The organism is Selenomonas sp., assembly GCF_052169755.1.
In the GTDB taxonomy this organism is placed as follows: domain Bacteria; phylum Bacillota; class Negativicutes; order Selenomonadales; family Selenomonadaceae; genus Selenomonas.
On record NZ_JBQNBV010000127.1, the window covers coordinates 1 to 5,923 of the forward strand.

Below are 5,923 nucleotides of genomic sequence, written 5' to 3' on the forward strand. Positions count from 1 at the left end.
GAATATACTTCCCTATTATAATATAAAACAGAAAAGGGCTCAACGTGATATTTCCCCAATAGAAGGGAGCCGGGGATATGACGAAGACTGTACCGATTCATGAACTCGAAGATACCCATGCAACTTCTCCAATGTACGAGGAATCAAGCGGACAGATTTAGGTCAATGAAAATGGCTATGACGATATGGTCATTATGCGTATGAAAACTTACGATAAGTATATGCTTAGACAGGAAATATACTAAAAACTTGCTGCTGCAGAAGAAAATTTCCATAGCGGTCAAACTGCTGATGTGGAAGAAGCTTTGCAGGAGATGCGGCAGAAATATCATGTATAAGCTCGTTTGACATCTTAGTGTTTGCGGGACTGCCGCACGTCCATACTTGTCAAAGCGCGGAATTTCCATTATAATAAGGCAGAGCTAGCAAAAACGAAGATTATGGCAGGTGGCGAAGCGATGGCTCGTTCATCTGCCTTTTCTTGTCAGCCAAGGGAAGGATGGGATGTTCGGGTTGGAAGGAAAGCTGAAGTTATACGGGTTCAATAATCTGACGAAGTCTTTGAGCTTCAATATCTACGATATTTGCTACGCGAAATCGCAGCGCGAGCAGCAGGACTATATCAAATATATTGACTCGCAGTACAACTCAGAGCGGTTGACGAAGATCCTCATGCGCGTGACGGAGATGATCGGCGCGCATGTCCTGAGCATCTCGAAGCAGGACTACGATCCGCAGGGCGCGAGCGTGACCTTCCTTATTTCCGAGGAGGATGCGGCGGGACACAAGAAGCCGCTGATGAATGACGAGATCGTCGCGCACCTCGACAAGAGCCATGTGACCGTGCATACATACCCCGAGTTCCATCCCGAGACGAGCATCGCGACGTTTCGCGTCGACATCGACGTGGCGACGTGCGGCGAGATCACGCCGTTGAAGACGCTCGACTACCTCATTGGCAAGTTCGATTCGGACATCATCACGATGGACTACCGCGTGCGCGGCTTCACGCGCGATGTGACGGGAAAGAAGCTCTTCATGGACGACAAGATGTCGTCGATTCAAGAGTATATCAAATCGGAGACACTGGCGACCTACGACGCCGTGGACATCAATGTCTATCAGGCGAATATTTTCCACACGCGTATGCTCATCAAGGAGATCGAGCTGCAGAATTACCTTTTCAATACGGATATTTACGAGATACCGCCGAAGACGCGGCTCGCGATCAGCAATAGCCTGCGGCGCGAGATGATTGAGATCTACAGCGGCAGCAATGTATTCTGAGCGGGGCTTTGCGCTTTGCTCCATAGGAGGAAAGAGAAGGATTGGAAGCATTCGACTACCATACGCAGGACAGGGCGCCTGTTCTTGAAGCTCTGGAGCGCTTCAAGGGCAGGCGCGTCGTGCCTTTTGACGTGCCGGGGCACAAGCGCGGGCGCGGCAACGCGGAGCTTGTGGACTTCCTCGGCGAGAAGTGCCTTTCTGTCGATGTCAATTCGATGAAGATGCTCGACAATCTCTGTCACCCTGTGTCCGTCATTCGCGAGGCAGAGGAGTTGGCGGCGCGGGCGTTCGGCGCGGCGCACGCCTTCTTCATGGTCGGCGGTACGACGAGTTCGGTGCAGGCGATGATCCTGACAGCGGCGAAGCGCGGCGAGAAGATCATCCTGCCGCGCAACGTGCATCGAAGCGTCATCAACGCGATGATCCTCTCGGGCGCTGTTCCCGTCTATGTGAATCCGCAGATGGATCGGCGGCTCGGCATCGCGCTCGGCATGAGGCTCGCCGATGTCGAGCGTGCAATCGAGGAGAATCCGGACGCGAAGGCAGTTTTCGTCAACAATCCGACGTATTACGGTATATGCTCGAACATCCGCGCCATCGCCGATCTCGCGCACGCGCACGATATGTTGCTCCTCGCCGATGAGGCGCACGGCACGCACTTTTACTTCCACGATCATTTGCCCGTTTCCGCTATGGCGGCGGGCGCGGACATGGCGTCGGCGAGTATGCACAAGTCGGGCGGCTCTCTGACGCAAAGCTCGCTCCTCTTGATCGGCGAGCGCGTGCACGCGGGCTATGTGCATCAGATCATCAATCTTACGCAGACGACGAGCGCGTCGTACCTCCTCATGGTAAGCCTCGACATCTCGCGGCGCAACCTTGCGATCCGTGGGCGCGAGACGATTGACAAGGTCATCCGTCACGTCGAATATGCGCGTTCTGAGATCAACGCCATCGGTGATTACTATGCCTATGCGAAGGAGCTTGCCGACGGCGATGCCGTCTTCGATTTCGATGTCACGAAACTTTCGATTTTCACGCGCTCTCTGGGGCTTGCGGGCATCGAGGTCTACGACCTCCTGCGCGACGAGTACGACATCCAGACGGAGTTCGGCGACATGGCGAACCTCCTCGCTTACGTCTCGATCGGCGACCGCCCCAAGGACATTGAGCGTCTCGTATCCGCGCTCGCCGAAATCCGGCGCAACTACAAGAAGCCGCCGAAAAACATGCTGGAGGTCGAGTACATCAGCCCGAAGGTCGTCTGCGGACCGCAGGAAGCGTTCTACGCTGAGAAGGAGGCGCTTCCCATCGCCGATACGGCAGGGCGCGTTGCGGGCGAGTTCGTCATGTGCTATCCGCCGGGCATTCCGATCCTCGCACCGGGCGAGCTTGTGACGGCGGACATCCTCGATTATATCCGCTACGCGAAGAAGAAGGGCTGCTCGCTGACGGGGCCTGAGGATATGGAGATTCGACGGCTCAACGTGATGAAGGAGACTGAGGCATGAATCTTTGGTTTACGGAAAAGCACACGAAGAATGCGGGCTTTTCCATCAAGGTCGATCGGCAGATTTTCTCGGGCAGGAGCGAGTTCCAGCGCATCGACATCTTCGAATCGCCGGAGTTCGGGCGCTTTCTGACGATCGACGGCTACATGATGCTGACGGAGAAGGATGAGTTCATCTATCATGAGATGATCGTGCATGTACCGATGTGCGTCCATCCCGAGGCGAAGCGCATCCTCGTCATCGGCGGCGGCGACGGCGGCACGGTGCGCGAGCTTCTGCGCTACAAAAACGTCGAGCGCATCGACCTCGTGGAGATCGACGAGATGGTTGTCGAGGCGTGCCGCGAGCACTTGCCGCAGACGGCGGCGTGCCTTTCGGACGAGCGCATTCGCTTCTTTTTCGAGGACGGTTTGCGTTTCATTCGCCAGCCTGAGGACGAATACGATTTGATCCTCGTGGATTCGACCGATCCTTTCGGACCGGGTGAGGGGCTTTTTACGAAGGAGTTCTACGGCAACTGCTTCAAGGCTTTGCACGAGGACGGCATCATGGTCAATCAGCATGAAAGCCCCTTTTACAAGGACGACGCCTACGCCATGCAGCGTGCGCACAAGCGCATCGTCGAGTCGTTCCCCATCAGCCGCGTCTATCAGGCGCATATCCCGACGTACCCGTCGGGGCACTGGCTCTTCGGCTTCGCGTCGAAGAAGCGTGCGCCTGTCGAGGGCGTCGATTGGCAGCGTTGGAAGCGGCTCGGCATCAAGACGCGCTACTACAATACGAAGCTGCATATCGGCGCCTTCGCCCTGCCGACGTATGTGGAGGAGATGCTGCGCGATGTTGAAAGATAATGTAGAAACTTTTCTTGGCTGCGAGACTTCATACGAAGAGTCGCGCATCGTGCTCTTCGGCGCACCTTTCGATTCGACGACGTCGTTTCGGCCGGGCACGCGCTTTGCGAGCCGCACGATGCGTGCCGAGTCATACGGGCTGGAGACGTACAGCCCATATCTCGATCTCGATATGGAGGAGGCGCGCGTCTTTGACGGCGGCGACTTGGAGCTTTGCTTTGGCGATACGGCTCGCGCTCTGGGGCAGATCGAGGACTTTGCGCGGGATTTGCTCGCCGATGGCAAGAAGCCCTTCATGATCGGCGGCGAGCATCTCGTGACGCTTCCCGTCGTGCGTGCGCTCGCCGAGCGCTACGAAGATCTCCATATCGTGCATTTCGATGCGCATACGGACCTGCGCGATGATTACCTGGGCGCGAAGCTCTCGCACGCGACGGTCATGCGCCGCGCTTGGGACATCCTGGGTGACGGGCGCATTCATCAATTCGGCATACGGAGCGGCGAGCGCGCGGAGTTCCTCTGGGCGAAGGAGCACACGCAGCTTCAGCGCTTCGATTTCACGGGGCTTGAGCGGAGCCTTGCTGAACTCATGGGAAAGCCCGTGTACTTGACGCTCGATCTCGATGTGCTCGACCCGAGTGTTTTTCCCGGTACGGGTACGCCAGAGCCGGGCGGCGTGAGCTTCCTCGATCTTCTTCGTGCGCTCCGAAAGACGCTGCGGCTCGACCGCATCGTCGGCTGCGACATGGTCGAACTGTCGCCGCACTACGATGCGAGCGGCGCATCGACGGCGGTGGCTTTGAAGCTCCTCAGAGAGATGCTTCTCGCTTGGGAAGAGCCGGCGATTCGCGGTGCAGAGATGGTTTGAGGCGGGCGGCGAACGCCCTTGAGTTGACGACAGGAGGAAAATCATGGGAAAGGCTTTGATTATCGGCGCAGGCGGCGTCGCAAGCGTCGCCGTGCACAAGTGCTGCCAGAACAGCGACGTCTTTGAGGAAATCTGCATGGCGAGCCGCACGAAGGCAAAGTGCGACGCATTGAAGGAAAAACTCGCGGGCGGCAAGACGAAAATCACGACGGCGCAGGTGGATGCGGACAAGACGGACGAGCTCATCTCCCTGATTGAGCGGGAGAAGCCCGACGTCGTCTTGAATCTCGCGCTGCCGTACCAGGATCTGACGATCATGGACGCGTGCCTTGCGACGAAGACGCACTATGTCGATACAGCGAACTACGAGCCGGAGGACACGGCGAAGTTTGAATACAAATGGCAGTGGGAGTACAATGACCGCTTCAAGGAAGCCGGCATCACGGCGCTGCTCGGCTCGGGCTTCGACCCGGGCGTCACGGGCGTCTTTTCCGCTTATGCCTTGAAGCATCATTTCGACGAGATCAACTACATCGACATTCTTGACTGCAACGCAGGCGATCACGGCTATCCGTTTGCGACGAACTTCAACCCCGAGATCAACATCCGCGAGGTTTCGGCGAAAGGCAGTTATTGGGAAAACGGCAAGTGGGTTGAGACGGAGCCGATGGAGATCAAGCGCGTCTACAACTTCCCCGAGGTCGGCGAGAAGGATATGTACCTCTTGCATCACGAGGAGCTGGAGTCGCTTGCACTGAATATCCCCGGCATCCGCCGCATCCGCTTCTTCATGACGTTTGGCGAGAGCTACCTGCGCCACCTCAAGTGCTTGGAAAACGTCGGCATGACTTCAATCGAGCCGATTGAGTTTGAGGGCAAGAAGATCATTCCGCTGCAGTTCCTCAAGGCGGTTCTGCCCGATCCTGCGAGCCTTGGTCCGAGAACGAAGGGAAAGACGAACATCGGCTGCATCTTCCGCGGCAAGAAGGACGGCAAGGAAAAGACGTACTATCTCTACAACGTCTGCGATCACGAAGCGTGCTACAAAGAAGTCGGCTCGCAGGCGGTTTCCTACACGACGGGCGTGCCCGCGATGATCGGCGCGATGCTCGTGATGAACGGCACATGGAAGGGCGCGGGCGTCTATAACATCGAGCAGTTCGATCCCGATCCGTTCATGGAAGCGCTGAATCGCTGGGGTTTGCCGTGGCAGGAGAGCTTCACGCCGGAGCTTGTCGATTGATGGGCGAGACTTTCGGGAAATTTGAGAAATACGCAGCAATTTTCCATGCTGTGCCGACGCCATCCTACGTCGTCATGGAGGAGCTTCTGCGCAGGAATCTCGCCGTGCTGCGCGACTTGCAGCAGGAGACGGGCGCACATGTGCTTCTGGCACAGAAGGCGTT

5 protein-coding genes are annotated in these 5,923 nt (G+C 57.0%); all 5 read left to right on the forward strand.

Translation table 11 applies throughout. The annotated features are described in order from the left end of the window. The first annotated feature begins 513 nt into the window (after positions 1–513). Genes speD through ACTTKG_RS08645 form a run of 5 tightly spaced genes read left to right on the forward strand, consistent with a single transcriptional unit; the run spans position 514 to position 5,760 of the window. Complete coding sequence (speD, locus tag ACTTKG_RS08625) at positions 514–1,287, forward strand: adenosylmethionine decarboxylase (protein WP_442673813.1); 774 nt, start codon at positions 514–516, stop codon at positions 1,285–1,287. 41 nt (positions 1,288–1,328) lie between these two features. Further along, on the forward strand, positions 1,329–2,798 hold the full coding sequence (locus tag ACTTKG_RS08630; RefSeq protein ID WP_442673809.1) for an aminotransferase class I/II-fold pyridoxal phosphate-dependent enzyme: 1,470 nt from the start codon (positions 1,329–1,331) through the stop codon (positions 2,796–2,798). After that, positions 2,795–3,649 (forward strand): polyamine aminopropyltransferase, encoded by an 855-nt coding sequence (speE, locus tag ACTTKG_RS08635; RefSeq protein WP_442673810.1) that lies wholly within the window; start codon positions 2,795–2,797, stop codon positions 3,647–3,649. The genes ACTTKG_RS08630 and speE overlap by 4 nt, the downstream gene beginning before the upstream one ends. Further along, positions 3,636–4,517 carry an agmatinase gene (gene speB / locus ACTTKG_RS08640; RefSeq protein ID WP_442673811.1) on the forward strand — a complete coding sequence of 294 codons (882 nt, stop codon included), beginning with the start codon at positions 3,636–3,638 and terminating at the stop codon, positions 4,515–4,517. Before speE ends, speB begins: the two co-directional genes overlap by 14 nt. Before the next feature lie 43 nt (positions 4,518–4,560). Continuing rightward, positions 4,561–5,760, forward strand: a complete 1,200-nt coding sequence (locus tag ACTTKG_RS08645; protein ID WP_442673812.1) for a saccharopine dehydrogenase family protein — start codon at positions 4,561–4,563, stop codon at positions 5,758–5,760. Positions 5,761–5,923 lie beyond the last annotated feature (163 nt).